The following is a 25,968-nucleotide window of genomic DNA, read 5'->3' on the forward strand; positions in this document are numbered from 1 at the left end:
GAAGGACTCGTGGAACACTCGCTCTTAGTTTGGTTGTTACCGACTCTTGCCCTGGTTGTGGGTGTCGCCATTGGGTTTCTGATCGCTCGCCTTGCGCCGAATGCCGCGCCTAGCAGCACGCAACGTCAGCTGGACGACATTCAGGAACGTTTCGACAGTTATCAGAACGAAGTGGTGACCCACTTCAACAGCACCGCGACGCTGGTCAAGAAACTGACTGCGAGCTATCAGGAAGTGCAGGATCATCTCGCCGAGGGTGCCAACCGCCTGGCCCTGGATGAGCAGACCCGCCAACGCCTGCTGGCCTCCCTGCACGCCGATGCGACGCAGGCTCCACGGGAACGCCTGACGCCACCGCGCAATCAGGAACCACCGCGCGACTACGCACCGAAAGCCCCGAACGCGCCGGGCATGCTCGATGAGCATTACGGCCTGAAGAAGTAATCAGGTTTCAGGTGTGAAAAAGCCCTCGGACGAGTGATTGTCCGGGGGCTTTTTTGTTTCTGTTATTCCAGAGTTCCGGTGCCTGTTCTGGCCTCTTCGCGGGCAAGCCTCGCTCCTACAGGTTTTGCGTGCCTCCTGTAGGAGCGAAGCCTGCTCGCGAAGGGGCCGGTTTTTTTATGCCTGGGGTTCAGTCAGGCGATCAAGGGAACGGCTGAACGTCACCTTGTTGCTGGCCACCATATTGCTGGCCTGGAATCGCCTTCAGGTTCACCTCTACCCGGCGGTTCTGCGCCCGCCCATTGGTGTCGGCGTTGCTGGCGACCGGGTTATCCGGGCCGGCGCCACGGGCGCTCAGGTTGGTACCGCTCACGCCTTGCGAGGTCAGGTAAGTTGCCACGCTCTGGGCGCGACGCTGGGACAGGTCCATGTTGTGCTGGCGGCTGCCGGTGCTGTCGGTGTAGCCGACAATTTCGATCTGGTTCTGGTTGAACTCTTTCAGCGAACCGGCCAGGTTGTTCAGCGGCTGGTAGAAGCTCGAAGCGATGTTCGCCGAATCGGTGGCGAACGTGATGTTGCCCGGCATGATCAGCTTGATCTGATCACCTTCACGCTGCACTTCGACACCGGTGTTGGCCATGCTCTCACGCAGTTTTTTCTCCTGCTGGTCAGCGTAGTAGCCGTAACCGGCAGCGGAAGCACCCACTACAGCAGCACCAATCAGCGCGCCCTTGCCACGGTTGTCGTGGTTGATGGCAGCACCGGCCAATGCACCGGCCAGAGCCCCGAGGCCACCGTATTTGGCGGTCTTGCTCATGCCCGTGGAGCCGCTATTGGCCTGGCCCTGGTTGTCGTAAGGGTTGGGCGAGGCGCAACCGGCCAACAGTGCCACGGCAGTAGCGACAATAATCAAACGAGGCGTGGTGAACATGTAGAGCTCCTACTTTTTTGCATTCTGTGGTGCAACGGACTTAAGCATCGAACCTTTGCGGGCGTTGGATCATTTCGACAAGTGAAAATTCCACTTGTTACAAATCAGGCGCGAACAAAAGGGTTCTCGCGCATTTCATCACCCAAGCGGGTATCCGGACCATGCCCAGCCACGACCGTCGCCTCTTCGTCGAGGGTGTACAAACGCTGCTTGATCGAACGCACGATGGTCGCCTGGTCGCCGCCCCACAGATCCGTGCGCCCTACCCCGCGCCGGAACAAGGTGTCCCCGGCAATCAACAGCTTGGCCTCGGAAAACCAGAAGCTCATGGAGCCTGGTGTGTGACCCGGTGTGTGCAATGCCACGCCACAACCACACGCCAGCTCTTCATCGTCGGCCAGCCAGCGGTCCGGCGACGGTACCGGCGTGTAGGGCACACCGAACATCTGGCATTGCATCTCCAGGTTGTCCCAAAGAAATTGGTCTTCCTTGTGCAAATGCAGGGTGGCGCCGGTTTTTTCCTTCAACTGGCCCGAGGCCAGGAAGTGATCGAGGTGCGCATGGGTGTGAATGATGCTGACCACCTTCAGGCCCAGGGCATCGAGCCGCGCGAGGATCAGTTCATGATTGCCGCCCGGGTCGACCACAATGGCTTTTTTCGTGATCGGATCGCCGATGATCGTGCAGTTGCACTGCAAGGGGCCGACGGGGAAGGTTTCGCGGATCAGCGCAGGTTTGGCAGCGTCCATGGGTGTTCCTGGAAAAAATGGATGGCCTATTCTGGCACAGGCATGTCCGATTGCGGGACGTGGGGGGCGCCCAACACTACACCAACACCCCCAACTCCTTCGCCCGCGCCACCGCTTGCGTGCGCCGCTCGACCCCCAGCTTGCTGTTGATATGGCTGGCATGGGTTTTCACCGTATGCAGCGAAATAAACAGCTGGTCGCTGATTTCCTGGTTCGAGCAGCCCTGGGCGATCAGGCGCAGGACGGCCATTTCCCGGGTACTGAGTTGTTCCGACGGGGGAATGGGCTCCAGCGCCGGGCGAGAGGCCATGGCTGGAAGTTTTTCTGCAAGGTCCTGGGAAACCGTGGTCGGCGCACAGAGTTGAAGTTGCCCACGCAGCCAGTCCGGATGCTCGGCCAACAGCCCTTCAAAGGGTTGCAGCACACCGCCGGCTGCTGCGTCCAATGCCTGGACCAGCGCCTTGCGGGCCTCGGGTTCGCGTCCGCTGCCCAGCAACAGTGAAACTTTTTGCGTCAGCGCCATTGCACTGAGCATCTGCCGGCCAGTTTGCTGACCATGTTCGAGCAGCGCATTCAAACGTCCTTCGGCCAGCATCGGTTGGTTCTGGATGACCTCCAGTAACGCTTGCTGTAGTTCGATGTGCAGCGGCAGTTGCGGATGGAATTCCGGTGGTGCGGCCGGCTGCTCGCCGTTATAGGTCTGCCCCAAACGCGCCAACCAGGCTTGCGCCAGATCGGTACGCCCCTGGGCCAGCCAGAGTTCGCATTTGACCAGGGTAATCATTGCCAGGTAGTAGATCGGCGGCACGTCCCAGATGTGCATCAGTCGTTCGGCTTCGGCGAGCTCGGCAAAAGCCTTGGCGAACTCCCCGCTGCTGCCTTCCAGTCGGGCGATCACGCAATGGCCGATCAGGACGCTGATGTCGCGACAGGCGCGGGCTTCACCCAAGCCGGCCTGCAAGCGCAGCCGCGCCGCTTGGGGTTGCAGGCGCAAGGCTAACAGGAAGCCCTCGTACAACGTCAGTCGGGCGCGTACCGCATAGAGTCGCTGCGCAGACAGCCCCTGCAAGCGTTGCAGCCCTTGCCGGACTTCATCGAGCGAGCGCAGTATTTCGCCCCGTGCCTGCAATACGCGAGCGCGGTCGTAATGGGCCAACGCCTCGAACAACGGGTTGCCCACCCGTTGCGCCAGTTCCAGGGAGTCACGGTTCAACTTCCTGGCACGCCACATATCGCCATCGGCAATCGCCAGGTTGGACAGGGTCGAGAGACACATCAATCGCTGTCCATAGCGCTTGCACGGAAGGCTCTCCAGCGCTTCGGTGCAATAACGTATCGTCAGTTCGCGATTGCCGCGCCCGCGCGCGATGATCCCGCTCAGGGCCAGCCATTGCGCCAGCATCGACTTTTGCGCGGTGGCCGACGGTGCCGGCAGGAATCGGCTCAGGTGGCTGGCCAGTTCCTCGGCGGCGTCCAGCTGGCAGGCCAGGCCCAACGCCCAGCTGTAGAGCACGATCAGGCGCGGTGTGCTGATCAGAAGGCTATCGGGCAAGTCCATTTTCCAGCGCAGCAACATGCCGACATTCTGCTCGGCCAGCAGTTGTTCTTCGGAAAGGTTTTGCACCAGGTTTGCCGCAACGTCCAGGTGCCCGGCCCGCAACGCCTGCTCGACCGCTTCATCGAGCAGGCCCTGGGCATTGAACCAGCGACAGGCGCGCAGGTGCAGGCTGGCGGCAGGCACCATCGATTGCGCCCCTGGCCGTGTGCGCAGCAGGTCGGAAAACAGATGATGATAGCGATACCAGTGGCCGTGCTCGTCCAGCGGCACCAGGAACACCTGGTGGGCAGCCAGGAAGCGCAGGATTTCGGCGCTGTCATGGGCGTCTCGAATGGCGTCGCACAGTTCGCTGCAAAAACGTTCCTGGTGGGCGGTGTCGTAGAGAAAGGCTTGCACTTCGGCGGGCAGGCAATCGATCACTTCCTCGAGCAGGTAATCGCGGATCAACCCTTCCCCGCCGTGGAGCGCCTGGGGCAATGCTCCCTGGGTGCCTGCCTCGGACGCGGCCAGCAACCAGAAGCGCAACCCGGCAACCCAGCCTTCGCTGCGCTGGATCAGGTTTTCCAGCGCCTCGCCACGCAAGGAACTGCTGTGCCGATCGAGCAGGCTCAAGGCTTCATCGTGGGTCAGGCGCAGATCCTGCTCATGCAACTCCAGCAGCTGGCGCGACAGGCGCAACCGCGCCAGGTGCCAGTCTGGACGCTGTCGACTGGTGACCATCACCAGCAAGCCATCGGGAAGGTGATTGAGGAAAAACTGCAGGCAGCGATCAAGCACCGGCCCCTGGGCCAGGTGATAGTCATCGAGCACCAGCAACAGGGGGGTCGCGGTCGACAGGTGCACGGCCAGTTCGTCGAGCAGCCCGTCCAGCCATTCTTCGAAGGCGAACGGCTGGTGCCGCTGGCGCATCTTCAATAACCCGAGGGACTGCCTGCCTAACTGCGGGAAAAAATCCTGCAGGCCTTCGAGCAATCGCTCGAGGAATCGGCCCGGGTCGCTGTCGCGCGGGCTCAACCCCAGCCAGAGACTTTGCCAATGGGCGGGCAGCGCCTGGCAGAACTCCACCGCCAACGAACTCTTGCCGAACCCGGCCGGTGCGCTGACCAGCAGCAACCTGCCACCGAGACCGGCGCTCAAGCGCTCGCACAGGCGTGGGCGCAGCACATGGCCGTCGGGCAATGGCGGTCGGAAAAAGCGCCCGTCCAGCGCGGCGACAGCGACGCTTGCAGGACCTGGTGGTGGGGACAGATCAGTCATGGCCGGCTCTTGTTTGTGTTGCGGGTGGCGGCGTTGCAGATGTCCGCAGACTAGCGGTAAACGAGGAGGGAATGAAGGTTATTGCTACAAATGGCTACAAAAAGTCTACACACCCTGTAGGAGCGAGCCTGCTCCGGGCGGCGTTCCGACGATGGACGTGAACGCGTGAAGTCTGGCACCACGCGGTGCTCTCTGGTTTTTCGCGAGCAGGCTCGCTCCTACAGTGAAAACGCAAAAAAAAACGCCCCGAACCAGTCGGGGCGTTTTTCCGGAGGATGCGGCCTCAGGTCATTGCATGTTAACGAACACCATCCTGACGCAGTGCCGCCGGGGTGAAGTCGCTGGTGGTGGCGGTGAAGCCGAAGTCATACGCCGACTTCTCTTCGTTCTTCATGCCCAGTGCCAGGTAACGGCCCGACTGCAGGTCGTACAGCGCTTCCAGGGTGTACCACGGTACCTGGACGTTGTAATAGTTCTGGGCATGAGCTTCCGCCACACGCCAGAGTTGATTACGACCGTCGTAGTGGTCGATCACCGCCGCCTGCCAGGTGTCTTCATCGATGTAGAAGTCACGCTTGGCGTAGATGTGGCGCTGACCTTCCTTCAAGGTTGCCACCACGTGCCAGACCCGGCGCAGCTCGTAGCGAGCCAGGTCTTGGTTAATGTGGCCAGCCTTGATGATGTCGCCGTACTTGAGCTTCGGATCATCGAGCTTGTAGGCGTCGGAAGCGATGTACATCTCTTTCTTGCCTTCGAGCTTCCAGTCGTAACGATCCGGCGCACCGTTGTACATGTCCAGGTTGTCTGAGGTACGCAGGCCGTCTGCAGCGGTACCCGGGCCGTCATAGGACACTTGCGGCGCACGGCGCACGCGACGTTGACCGGCGTTGTAGACCCACGCCGAACGCGGTTCCGCCACTTGGTCGAGGGTTTCGTGCACCAGCAACACACCACCGGCCAGACGCGCCGGCGCGGTCACTTTCTGCTTGAAGTAGAACAGGATGTTGCCCGGGTTCGCCGGGTCGTAGTCCTTCATCTTGTCACGGAACACGAACTGGTCCTGGAAGTACACCAGGCTGAACGAGCCGTTCGGCTGTGGCGTGGCCTGGGTGACCAGTCGGGTTACGCTGCCGCCGCGATAACGGGTGATGTGGTTCCAGATGACTTCCACGCCGCTTTTCGGAATCGGGAACGGTACCGCGGTTTCAAAGTTTTTCAGCCCGTTACCGCCGGATACCAGCTCGGTGTTGGTGGCGTTCTTCTTGATGGAGGCGAACACGTCATCCGGCACGGTGGCACCGCGATGGGACGGGTAAACCGGCATCTTGTAGGTTTCCGGGTAGCGTTTGAACATCGCGTACTGGCCCGGAGCGAGCTTGGCCTTGTACTGGTCGACGTTCTGCGCGGTGATGGTAAACAGCGGTTTTTCGCTGGCATACGGATCTGACAGGAAACCCTTGCTGTCGACGGTGCCGGCATTTTTCGGCATCGGTTTCCAGGCCGGGATCGAACCGTCGGCATTGCCCGCCATTTCGGCGCCCATCGGGGTCAGGCTCTTGCCCAGCTTGTCCGCTTCTGCCGCCGGGACCGCCGCCATTACGCTGGTCGCCAGCAGCGAAAGTCCCAGGACACCAGCGTGGAACAGACTCTTGGTTATTTTCATGTGTGTGCTCGTCCTGAAAATAGTGCTTAGAAGTTCACGCCAAAGCTGAGCGCAACGAAGTCGCGGTCATCCACGGTGGTGTACTTGCCGTCGAAGAAGTTGGTGTACGCCAGGCTTGCGGTGTAGGTGTTCTGGTACTCGGCATCGACACCCAGGCTGACCGCTTTGCGACCTTCCTCGAAGTTGCCGCCAGGGCCAGGGGAGTAACCTTCCACGTCGTGGGACCAGGCCACGTTCGGCTTGAGGTTCACACCGGCGAATACGTCGTTGTATTCCCAGATGGCGCGACCGCGATAACCCCAGGAGTTGGCCGTGGTGAAGCCGTCGTTTTCGCAGTAGCGACTGACGTTGTTTTGTGGCCCGCCTGCCAGCGTTCCGGTGTTCAGCGCCACGCACTGGTTGTTTGGCAATGGGCCAGGGCCGTAGCTCGGGTCACGGCCGTAACGTGCCTTGGAGTTGCTTTCCAGGCCGCCGACGTGGGTCCAGCCGACTTCACCCACCAGGGTCAGACGCTCGGCGCCCATCACCTGGTCGAAGAAGTGGGTCAAGGTCGTTTGCAGCTGGGTCACTTCCTTGCGGCGATAACCTTGCTGGTCCTGCCCTGGCGTGCCCTGGAGCACGGACACGCTAGGGTTCAGCGGCGTCAGGCCGGAAAACAGGATGTCGGTGGTGTTGAGCTGGACTGGCGCATTCGGCCGGTAGCTGACTTCACCACTCCACGCGGTGCCTGTCGGCAAGGTGGTGGAGAAGCTCAAGCCGTACAGGCGGATGTCTTCAGGGTATTCGACGTAGTAGCTGGAGTTGCCCGCCACCACCAACGGCAGCAAGGTCGGTGCCAGGCCCGCCGCGACGTTCAGTGGTATACCGGCGCCCACCAGGCCGCCCACCAGACCTGCACCACTGTAGGCGCTCGCCGGGGCCCCGTGACCGCTGAAAATCGGCGCACGGCTGTGGTAGTTCATGAAGTAGGCACCGAATTCGGTGTCCAGCGGATCGAACATGTACTTGAAGGACACACCGAACTGGCCGCTGTCACGGGCGTCGCGATCCGGGCCACGACGCACGATCACGCCTTCATCCGGGTTACCCCAGGTCACGCCCCTGGCAGCCAGCGTGTTGATGGCAGCGTTACGCGCACCGGCTGGCAGCCCCGCCGCCGCCAGAGCGTTGTTGAGCCCGTTCTGGGTGCGCAGCACAGCCAGGTTGTTGTCGCAACCATCGGCGATCACGTCCGGTTGCGAGAAGAAGGTGCCGCAGTTGTCGGCAACCGTCTGGTCCCATTCGATCTGGTAGAACGCTTCGGTCGACAGATTCTCGGTGAGGCTCTGGGACACATAGAACATGTTGACCGGGATCAGGCCTTCCTTGATCTCGGCACCGGGACGACGGAATGCGGACACGTCGATCGGGTTGATCGAGTTGATACCGCCGCCGATGAAAGTACTTTCACCCCAGCTCACTACTTGCTTGCCCAGGCGTACGGAACCCGGTTGATCGGCAATGGCGTAGTTGTGATAGACGAAGGCGTCGAGGATTTGACCGCCAGCAGATTTTGCGCCTTCCTTGCGATTGTCGTCGCTGATGTCCTTGAACGGACGGCTCTCGTCCTTGAGTTCAAAGTCGTACCAGTATTTGCCACGGACAAAAATGCCGGTGTCGCCATACTTCAACTCAAGGTCATGGATGCCCTTGAAGATTTTCGAGAAGGTTTCACCGCTTTTGAAGTTCAAGTGACCGTCATCGGAAGTCTGGGACAGGCCGCGACCGCCGTTGTTGACGCCGATGAGGTTTTTGTTGGCGCTTTCAGTAGACCAACTCGCACCGATCGACAGGGAAGAGTCGAATTGACCTTCGATTTCACCGATGTTGAAACTGACGCCGAATGCAGGCCCGGCGAGCGTAGAGGCAAGGCTGACAGCCAAAGGCAGTTTAGCCCGGCGCCAGAACTGGTTTACTGATGTCATCGACGCTACTCCATGTGCATTTTATTGTTATGGCAAATAGCACTTCTAAAAACGCTTGGATAACAGGGAGCCATGGCTTCCCAAAGTCATTCCAAAGTTGCATCGCCCCGGTTTGTGCGTTTGCTCCGTTCTTAAAAATCCTTGAGCGGACTATAGCCAGCAGGTAGTAGTGCTTGATCCCTCTAAAGTGTGATTTGCGCCTGCCAGCCACTCTGGAACAGTCCTTTGCCATGCCGACACCCGTCGGCCCGGCAAGAATGGCTGAAAATACGGATTTAACAAGCCAAGCGCTTGCTTGGTGGGGCTGGCGTGCCCTTTTGGGCACGCCAAGGGACGCTTAAAGCGTCGAGAGGAAGGTGCTGTTGTTGGCCTGCCATTCGGTGATATCGACGCGAATGCGCTTCTTGTCGAGCTTACCGACGCTGGTCTTGGGAATTTCAGTAACAAGGGCGATCTGGCTCGGGATCGCCCACTTGCTCAGGTGCCCCAGTTCCACGAACGGCTTGAGGTGCTCCTTGAGCTCCCGGGCGCCAATGGCATGGCCCTCGCGTAATACCAGCAAGGCAAACGGGCGCTCGCCCCACTGCGGATCGGCAATCCCCACCACTGCTACTTCGCGTACCGCCGCGTGGCGACTGATCAGGTCTTCGAGGTCCAGGGAGGAGATCCACTCGCCACCAGTCTTGATCACGTCCTTGATCCGGTCGCGAATGTCGATCACCCCCATGCTGTCCAGGGTCGCCACGTCCCCGGTGTGCAGCCAGCCGCCGGCCCAGAGTTCGGCGCCCTTCTGCGGTTCGTTGAAATAGCCCTCGGTAAGCCACGGCGCGCGCAACACCAGCTCGCCCTGGGTTTCACCATCGGCGGGCAGAAAGTTGCCTTCGGTGTCGACGATCGCCGCTTCCACCAACGGCCCTGGCACGCCGGCCTTGATCCGGTAGGTGGTGCGTTCGTCTTCGGTGCCGGCCATCAGTTCATCATTGAGGTGCGCGCACGATACCAGTGGCCCGGTTTCCGACATGCCATAGGCGGCGGTCAGTTGAATGCCCTTGGCCTTGGCCGCGTCGTACAACGCATGATTGAGCGCACTGCCACCGATGACGATTTTCCAGCCACCGAAATCGGTGTCCTGGGCAGCCTTGGCATTGAGGACCATCTGCAGGATGGTCGGTACGCAGTGCGAGAAGGAGACCTTTTCCTTGCGCCACAACTCCACCAGGTACTCCGGATCGTAGCGTCCCGGGTACACCTGCTTGAGCCCGAGCATGGTCGCCACATAGGGCAGGCCCCAGGCATGCACGTGGAACATCGGCGTGATGGGCATGTACACGTCGTTGGTGCCCAACAGGCGCACGCTGTCGATCGCCCCCATGATCGTCGACACCCCCATGGTATGCAGCACCAGCTGCCGATGGGTGAAATACACGCCCTTGGGGTTGCCGGTGGTGCCGGTGGTATAGAACGTGGTCGCCACCGAGTTTTCGTCGAAGTCCTGGAAGTCGTAGTGCGGGCTTGCCGCTGCCAGCAACTGCTCGTACTCACCGACGAGATTCGGCAGGTCGGCGGTCTTTTCCGGCAGGTCGGTCAGGAGCAGGGTTTTCTCGACCGTGGTCAGCTGCCCGGCGATCGCGTTGTACAGTCCGACGAACTCGCTGTTGACCAGGACAAAGCGGTCCACGGCGTGATTCATGGTGTAGAGGATCTGCTCCGGCGACAGGCGCACGTTGATGGTGTGGATCACCGCGCCGATCATCGGAATGGCAAACATGCACTCCAGGTATCGGTGGCTGTCCCAATCCATCACCGCCACGGTATCCCCGGGCTTGACCCCGGCAGCCGTCAGCACATTGGCCAGCCGTGCGACCCGTTCGATCAGGGTCGGATAGCTATAGCGCAACTGGTCGCGGTAAACGATCTCGCGGGTTTTCTCATAACGCGCGCCGGACATCAGCAGCCGTTTGATCAGCAGCGGATACTGGTAAGCGCCTTCGGCTGGGGGGATAACGCGAGTCTGCAACATAAGAATCCCTTTTCTGACTACTCGGTCGTGGCTGTAGAGTAAGCACTGTAGTGCCCCTGATCGCCAGCCAAATCAGCCAAAGGGATGATTTGCAAAACCGCACGAATGCTAGCGTTTCGCCAGCATTCGCCGTACAGATGTGGGATCCGTGTGGGATCAGTGCATCTCGGTAAACGCGAGTTTCACGCCAATGGCGATCAACACCGCGCCCATGGTCCGGTCGAACCAATGCCCCATGCGGGCGAAGCCGGCGCGCACTCGCTGCTGGCTGAACAGCATGGCCACCAGGCAAAACCAGATCGCTGTCGCCACCGCCAGGTAAATCCCGTAACCGGCCTGCACGGTCAGCGGCGTATGCGGATTGATCACCACGGTGAACAGCGACAGGAAAAACAGCGTGGCTTTCGGGTTCAGGCCGTTGGTCACGAACCCGGATGTGAAGGCGCCCCGCGCGGTGCGCTCGCCGGCTTCCTTGTGCAGATCGTCGGTCACGGCCTTGGCCGGTTGCGCCCGCAGCGCCTTGAAGCCGATGTACAGCAGATAAGCGGCGGCGGCCCATTTCAAGGCGTTGAACAGGACGATCGACTGGGACACGATCAAGCCGATACCCAGCAGCGAGTAGCCGACGTGGAGGAAAATCGCCGAACCGACTCCAAGCGCTGTCCAGGTGCCGGCGCGACGACCATGGGTCACGCTTTCTCGTACCACGACGGCAAAGTCCGGGCCGGGGCTGGCGACGGCCAACAGGTGGATCAGTGCAACGGTCAAGAACTCGGTCCAGTACATGAGGGCTCCTTCAGGCCAAGCGTAACTATTTATTTCATCTGGTAGGCTCGGCAGATTACGCCTTCAGTTCATTGCACAAAAGGTACAGTTGATGACGAACATTCACCGCGCTGTTTTCCTCGACCATCCGTCCCTGGACCTGGGCGATCTCGACCTCAGCCCCCTGCGCGAATGCTTTAGCGAACTGCAGCTGTTCGCCCAGACCCTGCCCGATCAGGTGATCGAACACCTCAAGGGCGCCACCGTCGCCATCACCAACAAGATCCGGATCGACGCGGCCGCCATCGCGGCCAGTCCCGAACTGAAACTGATCCTGATCAGCGCCACCGGCACCAACAACGTCGATCTCGAGGCGGCCCGTGCCCACGGAATAACCGTGTGCAACTGCCAGGGCTACGGCACACCATCCGTGGCCCAACATACGATCATGCTGCTGCTCAACCTGGCCACGCGCCTGGCCGACTACCAGAAAGCCGTCGGTGAAGGGCGTTGGCAACAGGCCAAACAGTTCTGCCTGCTGGATTACCCGATCGTCGAGCTGCAAGGCAAAACCCTTGGTCTGCTCGGTCACGGCGAATTGGGCGGCGCGGTCGCGCGCCTGGCCGAAGCATTCGGCATGCGCGTGTTGCTGGGCCAAATTCCGGGGCGCCCTGCCCGGCCAGACCGCTTGCCACTGGACCAGCTACTGCCGCAAATCGACGCGCTGACCCTGCACTGCCCGCTCAACGAACACACCCGTCACTTCATCGGCGCCCGTGAACTGGCGTCGATGAAACCCGGCGCGTTCGTGGTCAACACCGCCCGTGGCGGCCTGATCGACGAGCAGGCGCTGGCCGACGCCTTGCGCAACGGTCACCTGGGCGGTGCCGCCACCGACGTGCTGACCGTGGAGCCGCCGGTCAACGGCAATCCACTGCTGGCCCAGGACATTCCACGCCTGATCGTCACCCCGCACAACGCCTGGGGCAGTCGCGAAGCGCGGCAACGAATCGTGGGTCAATTGACCGAAAACGCCCGGGGATACTTCAGCGCTAAGGCGCTGCGGGTCGTCAGTTGATAAACTGCGGCACTTTTTTTTCACAGGAGCAGTTATGGATCCGCGCAGTGAAGTACTGCTTCGTCAGGCTGAATTATTCCAGGGCCAAGTACTGTTGGCCGGCCTGCCCGCCGACGACTTGCTGGGCCGCCTGCCCGACGCACATGGCTGGAGCTGGCATGCTGGCGATCAGGCCGCGCTGGATGCGCGCTTCGCCGAGCGCAGCCATTTTGGGGTCAACGCGCCTGAGCGCGCATTCGATAGCGCCGTGGTGTTCCTGCCCAAGTCCAAGGACCTGACGGACTACATCCTCAACGCACTCGCTTCCCGGCTGGCCGGCCGCGAGCTGTACCTGGTCGGTGAGAAAAAAAGCGGCATCGAAGGCGCAGCCAAACAGCTGAACCCGTTTGGCAAACCACGCAAGCTCGACAGTGCGCGGCATTGCCAGCTCTGGCTGGTCACCGTGGCCAACGCACCCGCCGCCAAACCACTGGAAAGCCTGGCCCAGACCTATGAATTGCCGCTGGCCGAAGGCCCGTTGAAAGTCATTAGCCTGCCAGGCGTATTCAGCCACGGTCGACTGGATCGCGGCAGTGCGCTGTTGCTGGAACACCTGGACAAACTGCCAAGCGGCCACTTGCTGGACTTCGGTTGCGGCGCAGGGGTGTTGGGCGCGGCGGTGAAACGTCGTTACCCGCACAACCAGGTCACGATGCTGGATGTCGACGCCTTTGCCGCTGCCAGCAGTCGCCTGACCCTGGCGGCCAACGGTCTGGAAGCCGATGTGATTACCGGCGACGGCATCGACGCGGCACCGATGGGATTGAGCGCCATCCTGAGCAACCCCCCCTTCCATGTCGGCGTGCACACCGATTACTACGCCACAGAGAACCTGCTGCGAAAAGCGGCAAAACATCTGAAAAATGGCGGCGAACTTCGGCTTGTCGCCAACAGCTTCCTGAAGTATCAACCGCTGATCGAAGAGCACCTGGGGGCCTGCGCAATCAAGGCCGAAGGACAGGGTTTCCGTATCTACCGTGCCAAACGCGGATAAAACTTTGTGCTTGCGCAATGGATTTTGCCTAGGCAGAATCCGCTCCGTCCTAGGGGAGTAGTCTCCCACGAGCGCCATGCTCGTCCGGCATGCGTCAACATACTTGGTCAACAGACCATGGCGCATGCGACCCAAGCGTCCGCATCAGACGGATCGCAGGGTTTGACAAGACCTATGACACGAACACCTTACCCGGGGCGGGAAGGCTGTACGTGTCATAGCCGTGTCGACCCGCCCCTTAGGAAAACCCCTGATGCTGGATTCACTACTGGTACCCACCGCAATCGTTGCCTTGGCCGAAATCGGCGACAAGACGCAACTGCTCGCGCTCATTCTCGCCGCCCGTTTTCGCAAGCCCTGGCCGATCATCGCCGGCATCGTCGCCGCGACCCTGGCCAACCATGCGGCAGCCGGTGCGGTAGGCGCCTGGGTTGGCAGCTTCTTCTCGGATACGCTACTTCACTGGATTCTGGCCGCCAGCTTTGCCGCGACCGCGCTGTGGACCCTGGTGCCGGACAAAATGGACGATGACGAAGCCAGTACCGCCCGCAAGTTCGGACCGTTCCTGACCACGTTGATTGCGTTTTTCCTCGCGGAAATCGGCGACAAGACCCAGATCGCGACCGTGATGCTCGCCGCGCAATATCCTGAACTGTGGCTGGTGATCATCGGCACCACCCTCGGCATGTTGATTGCCAACGTACCGGTGGTCCTGGCGGGCAACTTTGCGGCGGACAAACTGCCATTGACGCTGATCCGTCGACTGGCGGCGTCGGCGTTCTTCATCCTGGCGATTGTCGCGGTGTACAAGGCGATGCAGAGCAGTGGGTGGGTTTGATGGTGTAGGTCGGTAGACCGCGTCATCGTTCTTCGCGAGCAGGCTCGCTCCCACATTGGATCGAGTTCACATGTGGGAGCGAGCCCGCTCCGGGCGGCGTTCCGACGAAAGGGCCGTCAGCAGCGCCGCAGGGACATCAGTGCTTCCTGGACTGCTCGTAAAGCGGCATGACCTTCGGAATCGCCGCCTGCAACGAGGCAATACGGCTCGACGAAGCCGGGTGGGTACTCATGAACTCCGGCGGCGAACCTTCCGAGGCCTTGGCCATCTTGTTCCACAAGGTGATCGCGGCGTTCGGGTCGTAGCCGGCACGGGCGGCCAGCTCGAGGCCGATCAGGTCCGCTTCGTTTTCATTGGAGCGACTGTTGGGCAAGGTCATGCCGTAGTTGGCCACTGCATCCGCCAGCGCCAGGCTGCCCTGGCCCAGGCCGAACAAGGCACCGGCGCCCTGCTTGGCCATTTCGATGCCATAGGCCTTGGACATCGCCTCACGACCGTGCTCGCGCAGGGCGTGGGCGATTTCGTGGCCAAGGATCGCGGCGATTTCGTCATCGGTCAGCTGCAGCTTGTCCATCAGGCCGGTATAGAAAATGATCTTGCCACCGGGCCCGCAGTTGGCGTTGAGCTCATCGCTCTTGATCAGGTTGACTTCCCACTTCCACTGGGCCGAATCCGGACGGAACACCGGAGCCTGGGCAATCAGCCGATCGGAAATCAGCTGGATGCGCTTGGCATCGTTGCTGGTCTTGTCCAGCACACCCTTGCTGTTCGCCTCGCCCACCGTATTCTGGTAAGACTGGGCGTACATCTGATTGACCTCATCAGTGGACAGCATGCTGAACATGTATTGCTTGCGCTCAACACCTACGGCGCCACCGCTGGTAGTGTTGACCGACTGACAGCCGGCGAGCAGCAGCGCTGCGCCGAGTGCACCTACAACCAAAATCTTGTTCATCGAAAGACTCCATGAAAACTGCCGCCTATCCTAGGCGTGGGAATGTATCGACGCCAGATACACAGAAGATAAGACGCTTTTTTCAAGCAAAGCGCTCATCGATGCAGGAAAAATTCACGACACCAATTGAACGGACGGCAGTGAGCTAACGAGCAAGATCAAAAGATCGCAGGCTGCGATCTTTTCAACCCGGAGTAAGACACTCCGGCCCATTGAGCTTCGGATCATTGACCATGTTGGCCAGCACCCGCTCACGCAACGCGGCGGGTTCGCTGGCGAGCAAGGCTTGCAGGGCATGCAGCGGCGTCTCGGGATCGAGCCAGATTTGCTGCCCCGCCTCATCCAGAATCAACGGTCGGCGCTGGCTCGCCGCCGGTTGCGTGATCACCGCCGTGCTCAGCCACACTTGTTCCTGCACCGGGTAGGCCTCCCAGATGGCGGCGAAAAACAGCGACGAGCCCTCACCCGGTGTCAGCCAATATGGCCGCTTGCGAGTGGTACCGCGCCATTCGTAGAAACCGTTGGCCGGCAGCAGGCAACGGCGCTCGCGCAAGGCCTGGCGAAACATCGGCTGTTCGGCAACGGTCTCGGCCCGGGCATGGGCCGGGGTGCGGGACAAGTCGGTCAGCCACGGCGGCGTCAGGCCCCAGCGGGCACGGGCCAGTTCACGCTGGCCGTCCTGGCCTGCGCGCAGCATCAGCACCGAATCATTGGGGGAAATGTTCCACTGGGCCTGCTGATCGGCAGGGAAACCTGGCAGGCTCGCAAAGTCGCGATTCCAGCGAAACAGGGCATAACGTCCACACATGGGGTAGCACGACTCTAGATCAAACGAACGCCAGCCTAACAGACCAGCGTGCCGGGAAAACTGTCCGGTTCATCGCCGGACAGCGGCAGCGCAGCATTGTACGCGGTGATCAGCTCGCGGGCGTATTGCGCCTGGTCATTATCCACCGCCAGCCCCAACAGGCCGAAGATCGGCAACTCACCTGTGGCGCCCACCAGATCGCGCCCCACCAGATGCGCCTCGACGCCTTCGCTGGCGAGCATGCCTTGCAGCAACTCGCCCTCCATCAGGTTTTCCGGTTCGTAGATGCGCTGCATATGCGCCCTCACTCGTTTTCACTGAATACTTCGAGGTGCCATTCGTCTTCGTGAACTTGCAACACAAATGTTATCGGCCGGCAACACACCTGACAGTCTTCAATATAGGTCTGATCGCCACCGGACAGATCCACGGTGGTCTCGACTTCCTCACCACAATACGGACATTCATAAAGTGCGCTTTCCAGCATCGCGGTCTCCCAGGTGACTTGTGCGTATAATCGCCGGTCTATTTGCAGGGCTATTTTTGTCTGGCTACTTTTTCAGACCGTGCCCCGCTGGTTTTCGATCAAAACCTTTACTTACCCTAGCCGTTTCTAACAAGAGAGCATGATGGGCGAATTCGATGCCATCCGACCTTACGACGATAGCGAAGTCCCAGCGGTGCTGGCACGACTGCTCGGCGACAAGGCGTTTCTAGATATCCTCACCCACTTCCGCTTTCCGCGTTTTGCCGGCGCCTTAGGCTGGGCGCTCAAACCCCTTATAGCTCATCGGCTGCGCCGTGAGTTCGCCGGTATCACATCGGTGGCCACCTTGCAGGACAAAGTCGAATACTACGTCGACCACACCATCGAGCGCGCCACGGACGGTGTAACGTACACCGGCGTGGAGCAGTTCAAGTCCGGCAGCGCCTATCTGTTCATCGCCAATCACCGCGACATCGTGATGGACCCGGCCTTCGTCAATTACGCTGTGTACCACGCCGGCCTGCCGACCCCGCGCATCGCCATTGGTGACAACCTGCTGCAAAAGCCCTTCGTCAGCGACCTCATGCGCCTGAACAAGAGTTTCATCGTGCACCGTTCGATCACCGGACGTCGCGAGAAAATGGCGGCGTACCAACTGCTGTCGGCGTACATCAACCATTCGATCCGCAACGATTGCGCCTCGATCTGGATCGCCCAGGCCGAAGGCCGGGCCAAGGACGGCGACGACCGTACCGAGTCGGCGATCCTCAAGATGTTCCACATGAGCCGCAAGGACGAACCGTTCGGTGAAGTCATCCGCTCGCTGAACCTGACTCCCGTGTCGATCAGCTACGAGTACGATCCGTGCGACCAGGCCAAGGCCCGCGAACTCTACATCCGCGCCACCACCGGCAGCTACACCAAGGCCCCGGGCGAAGATGACGTGAGCATCGCCAAGGGCATCACCGGCTACAAAGGCCGGGTGCACGTGAACTTTGCGGCGCCCATCACCGACCTGTTCGAAGACACCAAGCAATTGGCGGTCGAGATGGACAAGCAGATCCTCGGCGGTTATCGCTTGTTCCCGGTGCACTACCTGGCCTACGCCCAATGGCAGGATGCCGACCCGCAACTGCAGGTGCCAAGCGCCAACACGCTGTTCCCGGCCGACGAACTGGCCAAGGCTCAGGACCAATGGCAGCAACGCCTGGATGCCTGCCCCGAGGAACATCGTCCGTTCCTGGTGCTGCAGTATGCGACCCCGGTACGCAACCAGTATCGGGTGAAGGCTGGATTGCCGCTTTAACTGCGGATACGAAAACGGCGCCTTCGGGCGCCGTTTTTTTAAGCATTAAAACGGTTTAGACCTGGGTGCTGATCCACGACACCAGCAGCGCCAGCCCCATGCAGGCAAAACCGAAGCGATAGAAAAACCGGTTCATGCGCAGGGTTGCCCAATCCAGCGTCGGCTCCTGGCTTGGGCTGCTCTGGCGCTGTGCCTGGAGACTGGCCATCGCGCGTTGTTCGCGGCGACGCGTGGCGTGCAGCAGCCAGCTGCCCGGGAAGGCCAGCAGCAAGGCCAGCAGATTGATCAATTTGGCGGGATGGGCGGTAAACAGCGTCATCAAATGCAGCGACATCACGAACCTCAAACAAAATCTTGGCAGCGGGCACCTGCGACCGCGGGCGGATTCTACCGAAAGCCCGCGCGCCTGCCCCTGCCTTTGCGACGATTAACGAATCAAATGACCAGTGGCCATGAAAAAAGCCCGAGGCCATCGCTGGCTCCGGGCTTTTCGGCCTCTGGCGAAGCTTTTACTCGCCCAAAACCTGACCCACGGTTGGGTCCTTGAACAAGCGGGTCAACGCATCGCTCAACACGTCGCTGACCAGCTTGGTGTTGGTTTCCTGATTCGGCGCCATGCCGAAACGCTGGTCCAGGGACGCGCCGTAACGGCCGCTGTAACGACGATTGGCATTTTGCACATCGGAACGGAACGTCGCGCCAATGGTGGCCTCGGTCACGTACATGCCTTCTTTGGGCGACTGGTACTTCAACTCGGCCAGGGTCACGGTGATCTGTGGCGCGTTCAGCGCATTCGCCGTCGGGGTGAAGCCCAGCAACCGCACGGCCGCTTCGGCCTGCGCCTGCAGCTTCGGCAGGATCTGCGCGCCCTGCACGGTAATCGCGCTGGTTTCCGGGTACAGGCCGCCACGGGTGCCCAGGGTTGGCGACGGACGCCCGTCGACCACGCGCACCACCACCGGCTGGCCGTGGCCGACCGGCGCCAGTTGCGCCGTCAGCTTGGGTTCCGGGTTCAGTTGTTGCGGGCTGTGGGCGCAGCCGACCAACGTCAAGCTGGTCACAGTGATCAAACCGAACAACAGGCGTTGCAACATACTCTTCTCTCCAGAATCAGGCACTAACAGGCCCGCAGTATAGCGGTGCGCCACTGCAGCGAACCAGCGCAACAATTGCAGAAAATTCTGACAAAAGTTTCAGAAACCCCTTCCTGTCACACATCTGTCACCCCCCATACACTTGCACGTAACGGCTCGCTGCCATTCTTCACCGCAGTCACCCAAAAGGTACTTCGCCATGCGCTTTCTCGTTTCGCTGTTCGCCCCACGCCCACGGCACCGCAGCTTTGCCCTGCTCGACAGCAACGGCCATTGCCAGGCATTCAAGCAGTGCAGCCTCCAGCCCATGGGCGATGGCTGGGTCGAAATCGAGGAAATTCGCCTCAACTGGCTGCAGCAACCCCTGCCCGCCAGCGCCCGCGTCAGCCAGCCTCCAGCGCGCTCACGGGCACAACACCTGATGGCGACCTGACCAGACGCCTAATAAAAGTCATTAAACACGACCAATTCCCTGCGTTTCTTCGCTACAATCTCCCCCCGATTATAAGGACGTCTCCTGATCGGGCCTCGCAGCATCGTCAATGCTTCGGTTTTGGCACCCCGCACCGCCCACAGAGAGCCGCCCACACAGATCGAGTGAAGCTGGCGCGCTTGCTGTTCCTCAAGCACGACCACCACTTTTCGCGAATCTGCAGAGCTGTCATTACGCTCGGTCACTGAGCTGTTTGCCCGTATTGCCTGCCTGGTTTTCCCTGGCGGCAAACCATCCGGGCACGGTGCCAGGCTGGGACAGCCCTTTTTTGAGGTTCACGTCTTCAAAAGAGCGTGAAAAAAACGGGTTTTCACAACTTCACAAGAGTGTGGCGAGCAAATGAATAGTTTTGCGTCTGAATATGCACCATTAGCGTCCAGTACAGCCCAACGACACAGGACCGAGTACACCTCGAATACCGGAGCCTGAAGCCTGTCCGCTACGGATTTGGTTGCACAAGCGGATGTATCGACCATAAGTCGAATTGCCAGTCGCACGTTGAAATGAGTTCATATGACTCTTATTAGACCCGGCAGGTAGCGTCCGTCGAAGTTGCGAAAAATTGCGAAGATTCGGACATGGCGATACTGCCATGAGTTCGAGGGGCATCACTGACTCGCCCCGGAACGCCTGGCAGCCATGCCGACAATTTGGTGCTGCAGATTTTGGAGACGCGTTAAATGGCGCATAACGAAGCAGTCGACGTAGTACTGGTTGGGGCCGGCATCATGAGTGCCACCCTCGCGGTACTGCTCAAAGAGCTCGACCCCGCGATCAAGCTGGAAGTCGTCGAGCTGATGGATTCCGGTGCGGCGGAGAGTTCCAACCCGTGGAACAACGCCGGTACCGGTCACGCCGGCCTGTGCGAGCTGAACTACACGCCGCAGGCTGCCAATGGCACCGTCGACATCAAGAAAGCCGTGCACATCAACACCCAGTTCGAGGTGTCGAAGCAGTTCTGGTCGTACCTGACCAAGAAAGGCACGTTCGGCTCGTGCAAATCGTTTATCAGCCCGGTGCCACACCTGAGTTTCGTGCAAGGCGACAGCGGCGTGTCCTTCCTCAAGGAACGCTTCAACGTGCTGCATAAGCACCACGCCTTCGCCGACATGGAATACACCGAAGACAAGGCCAAGATGGCCGAGTGGATGCCGCTGATGATGCCGGGACGCGATCCTGGCGAAACCCTCGCGGCCACTCGCGTGATCAACGGTACCGACGTCAACTTCGGCGCCCTGACCAACCAGTTGCTCAAGCACCTGACCAGCGCTCCCGATGCCCAGGTCAAGTACTGCAAGCGCGTGACCGGCCTCAAGCGCAGCAACGGCGGCTGGACTGTCAGCATCAAGGACGTCAACAGCGGTAATACCCGTGAAGTCGACGCCAAGTTCGTCTTCCTCGGCGCCGGCGGCGCGGCATTGCCGCTGTTGCAGGCTTCGGGCATCGAAGAGAGCAAAGGTTTCGGCGGTTTCCCGATCAGTGGCCAATGGCTGCGTTGCGACAACCCGGAAGTGGTCAAGCACCACCAGGCCAAGGTCTACAGCCAGGCTGCCGTGGGCTCGCCACCAATGTCCGTGCCACACCTGGACACCCGCGTCGTCGACGGCAAGAAATCCCTGCTGTTCGGGCCTTACGCCGGTTTCACCACCAAGTTCCTCAAGCACGGTTCCTTCATGGACCTGCCAATGTCGGTTCGCGCCGGTAACATCGGCCCAATGCTGGCGGTGGCGAAAAACAACATGGACCTGACCAAGTACCTGGTCAGCGAAGTGATGCAGTCGATGGAGCAGCGCCTGGAGTCCCTGCGTCGCTTCTACCCTGAAGCGAAAGCCGAAGACTGGCGCCTGGAAGTGGCCGGCCAACGGGTGCAGATCATCAAGAAAGACCCGAAAAAAGGTGGCGTCCTGCAATTCGGTACCGAACTGGTCGCGGCCAAGGACGGTTCCCTCGCCGCCCTGCTCGGCGCCTCGCCAGGCGCCTCGGTAACGGTTTCGATCATGCTGGAACTGATCGAAAAATGCTTCCCGGGCAAAGCCAAGGGTGAATGGGCTGCCAAACTGGCCGAGATCTTCCCGGCCCGGGAGAAAGTCCTGGAAACCGACGCCGCGCTGTATCGCAAGATCAACACGCAGAACAACATCGCCCTGGAACTGGTTGAAGCCAGCAGCGAGACTGAAAGCTACGCTTGATCCGACCCCATGAAAAACGCCCCGTCCATCATTGATGGCGGGGCGTTTTTTTATGCCTGATGAAACCAATATTGCTGGCTCACCTGACTTTGTGGCGAGGGGATTTATCCCCGTTGGGCTGCGAAGCGGCCCCAAAACCTGCTGACGTGGTGTGTCAGGCAAACCGCATTCATTAGATTTGCGACTGCTGCGCAGCCGAGCGGGGATAAATCCCCTCGCCACAGGTATTCGGTTCGCGTCAGATAGATCAGCCGCGAGCCTTTTCGATCAGCTCGATGTAATCCGGTGCATTACGCTGATCCTGGATCAGGGCAACGAAGTCATTGCCGTGTTCGTCCTTGCCGTTCACGTCATAACCGGCCTCGACGAAGAACGTCAGGAAGCGCTCGAAATCGTCGATCCGCAGACCACGGTAAGCCTTGATCAGCTTGTGCAGGGACGGAGAAGTCGCGTCGACCGGTTCGAAATCGAGGAACAACTTGATCTGCTCATCGCCGATCTCGTCACCAATCACTTGTTTCTTATCTTTACGCATTGCCGACTCCAGCTCGCAGACATTTCACGGGGCGGGCAGTTTACCCCTGCGCGGGCGCCGGGCTCAACGCGGACGAACAGCCCCGGTGTGCAGATCGGCCCAGATATGGCCGTTGGCGTAGCTGAGAAACTGGCAATACACCGTGTCGTTACGCAACAAGTCAATGATGACCCGGTATTGAGCCAGCGGGTAATACAGCGTCAGGGTCTTGCTCTTGTCGTCGTAGAGCGGTTTTTTCAGGCTTTTGCTTTCGCCATCGAAATTGACCAGCACCTGACTGATGGTCGCGCCCTTGTTCAGGGATTTGCCCTTGAGGCGAATCATCAGCGGCGAGGTGACGGGGATCGGCTGCTGGCTGGACTGGCGTTGACTGCCGACCACCACCGAATACTCGGTGACTTGCAGCAGTTGTTGCTGTTCCGGTTCCGCGTCACGCAGGTTCAGGTCATCCGGTGGCAGGAATTGCCCGTGCATGGGGGCCGGGGCGGCCGCCAGAGGCAGGCTGAGGGTCAGCAACAGGGCGGCGCAGCAGCGGATCAACAGACTCATGACGGACTCCGGAATCGGGGCCGTGCACTCTAGCATGGGTTTAAAAGCAAAAGATCGCAGCCTGCGGCAGCTCCTACAGGATGAACATCAAACCCTTGTAGGAGCTGCCGCAGGCTGCGATCTTTTGATCTGGCTTGAATCAGTCGAACTGCGCGCGCATCCAGGCCTGATACTCGGCAACACCGGGCTCGCCTTCACGTGGCGCCCAATGAGCCAGCTCACCTTCGCCGACCGGGCGGTAGGGGCCCGCCTTGCACTCGAACATCAGGCTATCGGCTTCAAGCACCACCAGGCCGTGGAACACACCCGTAGGCAGGTCCACGCCGACACACTCGCCACCTGCCTGCAAGACCGTCTTGCTCACGACAGCGCCGGATTCGTCGAAGATCAACACGCCCAGCCGCCCCTTGAGCACCAGCAAGGTTTCGGCCTTGTTGTCGCCCAGGTGACGATGAGGCGGGATATACGTCGAAGGTTGCAAGCCCACGGCCATGCGATGGCAGGCGTCTTCCATCTGATGGAAGTTGTGATGCTGGCGTCCGCGAGGGTTGGCCGCCGCTTTCTCGGCCAATTCCGCGAACAGGGTGTGATCAAGAAAGCGAGGCGTGGTCATGTCTTACATTCCTTTAACGGCAAAAATCCCGTTAGCGTTGCGCCAGTAGCCTTTGTAGTCCATGCCGTAGCCGAAGATGTAACGGTCGATGCACGGCAAACCGACGAAATCGGCCTTCAGGTCCGGACGAGCCTTGCGGTCGTGGTCCTTGTCGATCAGCACGGCAGTGTGCACTTTACGCGCGCCGGCGTGCTTGCAGAAGTCAATGATCGCGCCCAGGGTATGACCTTCATCGAGGATGTCGTCGATGATCAGTACGTCACGGTCGATGAACGACACTTCCGGCTTGGCTTTCCAGAACAGCTCGCCACCGCTGGTTTCGTTGCGATAGCGAGTGGCGTGCAGGTAGGACGCTTCCAGCGGGAATTGCAGGTGCGTGAGCAGCTTGCCGGCAAAAATCAGCCCGCCGTTCATCACACAGAACACCACCGGATTGCTGTCCGCCAGTTCATCGTTGATGTGTGCACCGACGCGGGCAATGGCTGCCTCGACTTCAGCTTCGGTGTACAGGCAGTCAGCCTCTCGCATGATTTGACGGATATGCTCGAGATCAGCGGACATGGCGCTCTCCAGGGATGGCGGTTTCGGAAAAGCCGGCAAAGGTACGCATCTGGCGAGGCCAGATCAAGCGATTGTGGACTAACGTACTCTATGTCTATAGGACATCAACCTCGGATAGATTAATCTAGGCCGGTTTTTTTGCCCGCCGCCGGAGCCTTTCCCATGCCCATCCTCGAGATCCGCCACCCGCTGATCCGCCACAAACTTGGCCTAATGCGCCGCGCAGACATCAGCACGAAGAATTTCCGCGAGCTCGCTCAGGAAGTCGGTGCCCTGCTGACCTATGAAGCCACCAAAGACCTGCCGCTGGAAACCTACGATATCGAAGGTTGGTGCGGCACCGTGTCGGTGGAGAAGATCGCCGGCAAGAAGATTACCGTGGTGCCGATCCTGCGCGCCGGTATCGGCATGCTCGAAGGCGTGCTGAGCCTGATCCCGGGCGCCAAAGTCAGCGCCGTGGGCGTGGCCCGCAACGAGGAAACCCTCGAAGCCCACACCTACCTCGAGAAGCTGGTACCGGAAATCGACGAACGCCTGGCGATGATCATCGACCCGATGCTCGCCACCGGCGGCTCGATGGTTGCCACCATCGACCTGCTGAAAAAAGCCGGTTGCAAGGACATCCGCGCCATGGTGCTGGTCGCTGCACCAGAAGGTATCGCCGTGGTCGAGAAAGCTCACCCGGACGTGATCATCTACACCGCTTCCATCGATCAGAAGCTCAACGAACACGGTTACATCATCCCGGGCCTGGGCGATGCTGGCGACAAAATCTTCGGCACCAAGCAGAAGGACGCGTGAGCATGCAGCAAGAGTTCAACGATCCGCTCTGGCGCACGGTGCTGTCTGGCGCCCAGATGCTGTTCGTGGCCTTCGGCGCCCTGGTGCTGATGCCGCTGATCACGGGTCTCGACCCGAACGTGGCATTGTTCACCGCGGGCCTGGGGACGATTCTGTTCCAGGTCGTCACCGGGCGCCAGGTGCCGGTGTTCCTGGCGTCGAGCTTCGCGTTCATCACCCCGATCATTCTCGCCAAGGGCCAGTTCGGCCTCGCCGCGACCATGGGTGGCGTGATGGCGGCCGGTTTTGTCTATACGTTCCTCGGCCTGGCAGTGAAAATCAAAGGCACCGGTTTCATCGACCGCCTGCTGCCGCCCGTGGTGATTGGCCCGGTGATCATCTCCATCGGACTGGCCATGGCGCCGATCGCCGCCAACATGGCGATGGGCAAGGCCGGTGACGGTAGCGAGCTGATCCATTACCAGACGGCAATGCTGATCTCGATGCCGGCGTTGCTGACCACCCTGATCGTCGCCGTGTTCGGCAAAGGTATTTTCCGCCTGGTGCCGATCATTTCCGGCGTGCTGGTGGGGTTTGCCATGGCGTTCTACTTTGGCGTGGTCGATACCGCGAAAATTGCCGCTGCACCCTGGTTCGCCATTCCCCACTTCACCGCGCCCGAATTCAACTGGCAGGCGATCCTGTTCATCGTTCCGGTGGCCCTGGCCCCGGCCATCGAGCACATCGGCGGCGTGATCGCCGTGGGTAGCGTGACCGGTCGCGATTACCTGAAGAAGCCTGGGCTGCATCGCACCCTGCTGGGTGATGGCATTGCCACCACCGCCGCCGGCCTGTTCGGCGGTCCACCCAACACCACGTACGCCGAAGTCACTGGCGCGGTGATGCTGACCAAGAACTACAACCCGAAAATCATGACCTGGGCAGCGATCTTCGCCATCAGCCTGGCGTTCATCGGCAAATTCGGTGCGTTGCTGCAAAGTATTCCAGTGCCAGTGATGGGCGGGATTCTCTGCCTGTTGTTCGGCTCGATTGCGGCCGTGGGGATGAACACGTTGATCCGCCACAAGATCGACCTGGGCGAAGCGCGCAACCTGGTGATCGTCTCGGTGACCCTGGTGTTCGGTATTGGTGGCGTGCTGGTCGGTACGGGCACAGGTCCCGACGACTTCGGCCTCAAAGGCATCGCGCTGTGCGCGGTGGTGGCGATTGCGCTGAACCTGATTCTGCCGGGCAATGACAGCTGGAAGCACAAGAAGGCGCAAGATCCGTTGATCTAAGCA

Annotated in this window: 26 protein-coding genes and 1 riboswitch; of the genes, 9 read left to right on the plus strand and 17 right to left on the minus strand. The window is 60.4% G+C overall.

Annotated elements, in window-relative coordinates; all coding sequences use genetic code 11:
- The first annotated feature begins 9 nt into the window (after positions 1–9).
- The gene (locus HFK74_RS22155) at positions 10–444 is read left to right on the plus strand and encodes a YhcB family protein (protein ID WP_008060245.1); all 435 of its coding nucleotides are present in this window, start codon (positions 10–12) and stop codon (positions 442–444) included.
- 199 nt (positions 445–643) lie between these two features.
- Here HFK74_RS22155 and HFK74_RS22160 read toward each other — a convergent pair whose 3' ends face one another.
- From HFK74_RS22160 to HFK74_RS22190, 7 genes are all read right to left on the minus strand, one after another.
- A complete protein-coding gene (locus HFK74_RS22160; RefSeq protein WP_180205337.1) occupies positions 644–1,372 on the minus strand; it encodes an OmpA family protein in 729 nt (242 codons plus the stop codon).
- Between the two features lie 104 nt (positions 1,373–1,476).
- A complete protein-coding gene (locus tag HFK74_RS22165) occupies positions 1,477–2,121 on the minus strand; it encodes an MBL fold metallo-hydrolase (RefSeq protein WP_008060243.1) in 645 nt (214 codons plus the stop codon).
- A gap of 76 nt (positions 2,122–2,197) precedes the next feature.
- Complete coding sequence (locus HFK74_RS22170; RefSeq protein ID WP_180205338.1) at positions 2,198–4,936, minus strand: LuxR C-terminal-related transcriptional regulator; 2,739 nt, start codon at positions 4,934–4,936, stop codon at positions 2,198–2,200.
- Between the two features lie 298 nt (positions 4,937–5,234).
- On the minus strand, positions 5,235–6,599 hold the full coding sequence (locus HFK74_RS22175; RefSeq protein WP_180205339.1) for a DUF1329 domain-containing protein: 1,365 nt from the start codon (positions 6,597–6,599) through the stop codon (positions 5,235–5,237).
- 26 nt (positions 6,600–6,625) lie between these two features.
- Entirely contained in the window at positions 6,626–8,563 is a 1,938-nt protein-coding gene (locus HFK74_RS22180) for a DUF1302 domain-containing protein (RefSeq protein WP_180205340.1), read from the minus strand.
- A 337-nt stretch (positions 8,564–8,900) separates the two neighbouring features.
- On the minus strand, positions 8,901–10,583 hold the full coding sequence (locus HFK74_RS22185) for a fatty acid--CoA ligase (protein WP_180205341.1): 1,683 nt from the start codon (positions 10,581–10,583) through the stop codon (positions 8,901–8,903).
- 156 nt (positions 10,584–10,739) lie between these two features.
- Positions 10,740–11,369, minus strand: coding sequence for a LysE family translocator (locus HFK74_RS22190; protein ID WP_180205342.1), 630 nt, complete (start codon positions 11,367–11,369; stop codon positions 10,740–10,742).
- 91 nt (positions 11,370–11,460) lie between these two features.
- On the opposite strand from HFK74_RS22190, the gene HFK74_RS22195 reads away from it, so the two are divergent.
- The 3 genes from HFK74_RS22195 to HFK74_RS22205 all read left to right on the plus strand — a co-directional run bounded on the left by HFK74_RS22195 (position 11,461) and on the right by HFK74_RS22205 (position 14,297).
- Positions 11,461–12,426 carry a 2-hydroxyacid dehydrogenase gene (locus HFK74_RS22195; RefSeq protein WP_180205343.1) on the plus strand — a complete coding sequence of 322 codons (966 nt, stop codon included), beginning with the start codon at positions 11,461–11,463 and terminating at the stop codon, positions 12,424–12,426.
- Between the two features lie 34 nt (positions 12,427–12,460).
- Positions 12,461–13,459, plus strand: coding sequence for a class I SAM-dependent methyltransferase (locus tag HFK74_RS22200; RefSeq protein WP_180205344.1), 999 nt, complete (start codon positions 12,461–12,463; stop codon positions 13,457–13,459).
- Between the two features lie 40 nt (positions 13,460–13,499).
- Positions 13,500–13,622: riboswitch (yybP-ykoY riboswitch) on the plus strand.
- A gap of 90 nt (positions 13,623–13,712) precedes the next feature.
- A complete protein-coding gene (locus HFK74_RS22205; protein ID WP_095192951.1) occupies positions 13,713–14,297 on the plus strand; it encodes a TMEM165/GDT1 family protein in 585 nt (194 codons plus the stop codon).
- Between the two features lie 136 nt (positions 14,298–14,433).
- Here the strand turns inward: HFK74_RS22205 and HFK74_RS22210 are convergent, their stop codons facing one another.
- From HFK74_RS22210 to HFK74_RS22225, 4 genes are all read right to left on the minus strand, one after another.
- Positions 14,434–15,252 carry a M48 family metallopeptidase gene (locus HFK74_RS22210; protein WP_180205345.1) on the minus strand — a complete coding sequence of 273 codons (819 nt, stop codon included), beginning with the start codon at positions 15,250–15,252 and terminating at the stop codon, positions 14,434–14,436.
- Between the two features lie 184 nt (positions 15,253–15,436).
- Positions 15,437–16,060, minus strand: a complete 624-nt coding sequence (locus tag HFK74_RS22215; RefSeq protein WP_180205346.1) for an SOS response-associated peptidase — start codon at positions 16,058–16,060, stop codon at positions 15,437–15,439.
- Positions 16,061–16,095: 35 nt separating this feature from the next.
- The gene (locus HFK74_RS22220; RefSeq protein ID WP_180205347.1) at positions 16,096–16,356 is read right to left on the minus strand and encodes a DUF2007 domain-containing protein; all 261 of its coding nucleotides are present in this window, start codon (positions 16,354–16,356) and stop codon (positions 16,096–16,098) included.
- 8 nt (positions 16,357–16,364) lie between these two features.
- Positions 16,365–16,547, minus strand: a complete 183-nt coding sequence (locus HFK74_RS22225; protein ID WP_095191731.1) for a CPXCG motif-containing cysteine-rich protein — start codon at positions 16,545–16,547, stop codon at positions 16,365–16,367.
- A gap of 139 nt (positions 16,548–16,686) precedes the next feature.
- On the opposite strand from HFK74_RS22225, the gene HFK74_RS22230 reads away from it, so the two are divergent.
- Positions 16,687–17,853, plus strand: coding sequence for a 1-acyl-sn-glycerol-3-phosphate acyltransferase (locus tag HFK74_RS22230; RefSeq protein WP_180205348.1), 1,167 nt, complete (start codon positions 16,687–16,689; stop codon positions 17,851–17,853).
- A 55-nt stretch (positions 17,854–17,908) separates the two neighbouring features.
- On the opposite strand, the gene HFK74_RS22235 is transcribed toward HFK74_RS22230, so the two are convergent.
- Positions 17,909–18,187: a hypothetical protein gene (locus tag HFK74_RS22235; protein ID WP_020799764.1), complete on the minus strand. Its 279-nt coding sequence runs from the start codon at positions 18,185–18,187 to the stop codon at positions 17,909–17,911.
- Positions 18,188–18,362: 175 nt separating this feature from the next.
- On the minus strand, positions 18,363–18,947 hold the full coding sequence (locus HFK74_RS22240) for a YajG family lipoprotein (RefSeq protein ID WP_008060219.1): 585 nt from the start codon (positions 18,945–18,947) through the stop codon (positions 18,363–18,365).
- Between the two features lie 199 nt (positions 18,948–19,146).
- Here HFK74_RS22240 and HFK74_RS22245 point away from each other — a divergent pair, with 199 nt between their 5' ends.
- Together HFK74_RS22245 and mqo are read left to right on the plus strand one after the other, a co-directional pair.
- Positions 19,147–19,380 (plus strand): hypothetical protein, encoded by a 234-nt coding sequence (locus tag HFK74_RS22245; protein WP_008060218.1) that lies wholly within the window; start codon positions 19,147–19,149, stop codon positions 19,378–19,380.
- A gap of 740 nt (positions 19,381–20,120) precedes the next feature.
- Positions 20,121–21,629 carry a malate dehydrogenase (quinone) gene (mqo, locus tag HFK74_RS22250; protein WP_008060217.1) on the plus strand — a complete coding sequence of 503 codons (1,509 nt, stop codon included), beginning with the start codon at positions 20,121–20,123 and terminating at the stop codon, positions 21,627–21,629.
- Positions 21,630–21,876: 247 nt separating this feature from the next.
- Here the strand turns inward: mqo and HFK74_RS22255 are convergent, their stop codons facing one another.
- The 4 genes from HFK74_RS22255 to HFK74_RS22270 all read right to left on the minus strand — a co-directional run bounded on the left by HFK74_RS22255 (position 21,877) and on the right by HFK74_RS22270 (position 23,887).
- Positions 21,877–22,164, minus strand: a complete 288-nt coding sequence (locus HFK74_RS22255) for a PA4642 family protein (protein ID WP_180205349.1) — start codon at positions 22,162–22,164, stop codon at positions 21,877–21,879.
- 63 nt (positions 22,165–22,227) lie between these two features.
- On the minus strand, positions 22,228–22,713 hold the full coding sequence (locus HFK74_RS22260; RefSeq protein ID WP_180205350.1) for a hypothetical protein: 486 nt from the start codon (positions 22,711–22,713) through the stop codon (positions 22,228–22,230).
- 139 nt (positions 22,714–22,852) lie between these two features.
- A complete protein-coding gene (locus HFK74_RS22265) occupies positions 22,853–23,326 on the minus strand; it encodes a WbuC family cupin fold metalloprotein (RefSeq protein WP_180205351.1) in 474 nt (157 codons plus the stop codon).
- Positions 23,327–23,329: 3 nt separating this feature from the next.
- A complete protein-coding gene (locus tag HFK74_RS22270) occupies positions 23,330–23,887 on the minus strand; it encodes a hypoxanthine-guanine phosphoribosyltransferase (protein WP_008060214.1) in 558 nt (185 codons plus the stop codon).
- Between the two features lie 162 nt (positions 23,888–24,049).
- Between HFK74_RS22270 and upp the strand changes: the two genes are divergently transcribed.
- Both upp and HFK74_RS22280 read left to right on the plus strand, forming a co-directional pair.
- The gene (upp, locus tag HFK74_RS22275) at positions 24,050–24,688 is read left to right on the plus strand and encodes a uracil phosphoribosyltransferase (protein WP_008060213.1); all 639 of its coding nucleotides are present in this window, start codon (positions 24,050–24,052) and stop codon (positions 24,686–24,688) included.
- Between the two features lie 2 nt (positions 24,689–24,690).
- Positions 24,691–25,965, plus strand: coding sequence for a uracil-xanthine permease family protein (locus HFK74_RS22280; RefSeq protein ID WP_180205352.1), 1,275 nt, complete (start codon positions 24,691–24,693; stop codon positions 25,963–25,965).
- Positions 25,966–25,968 lie beyond the last annotated feature (3 nt).

The sequence above is a fragment of the Pseudomonas sp. SbOxS1 genome (assembly GCF_013416725.1).
Classification (GTDB): Bacteria; Pseudomonadota; Gammaproteobacteria; order Pseudomonadales; family Pseudomonadaceae; genus Aquipseudomonas.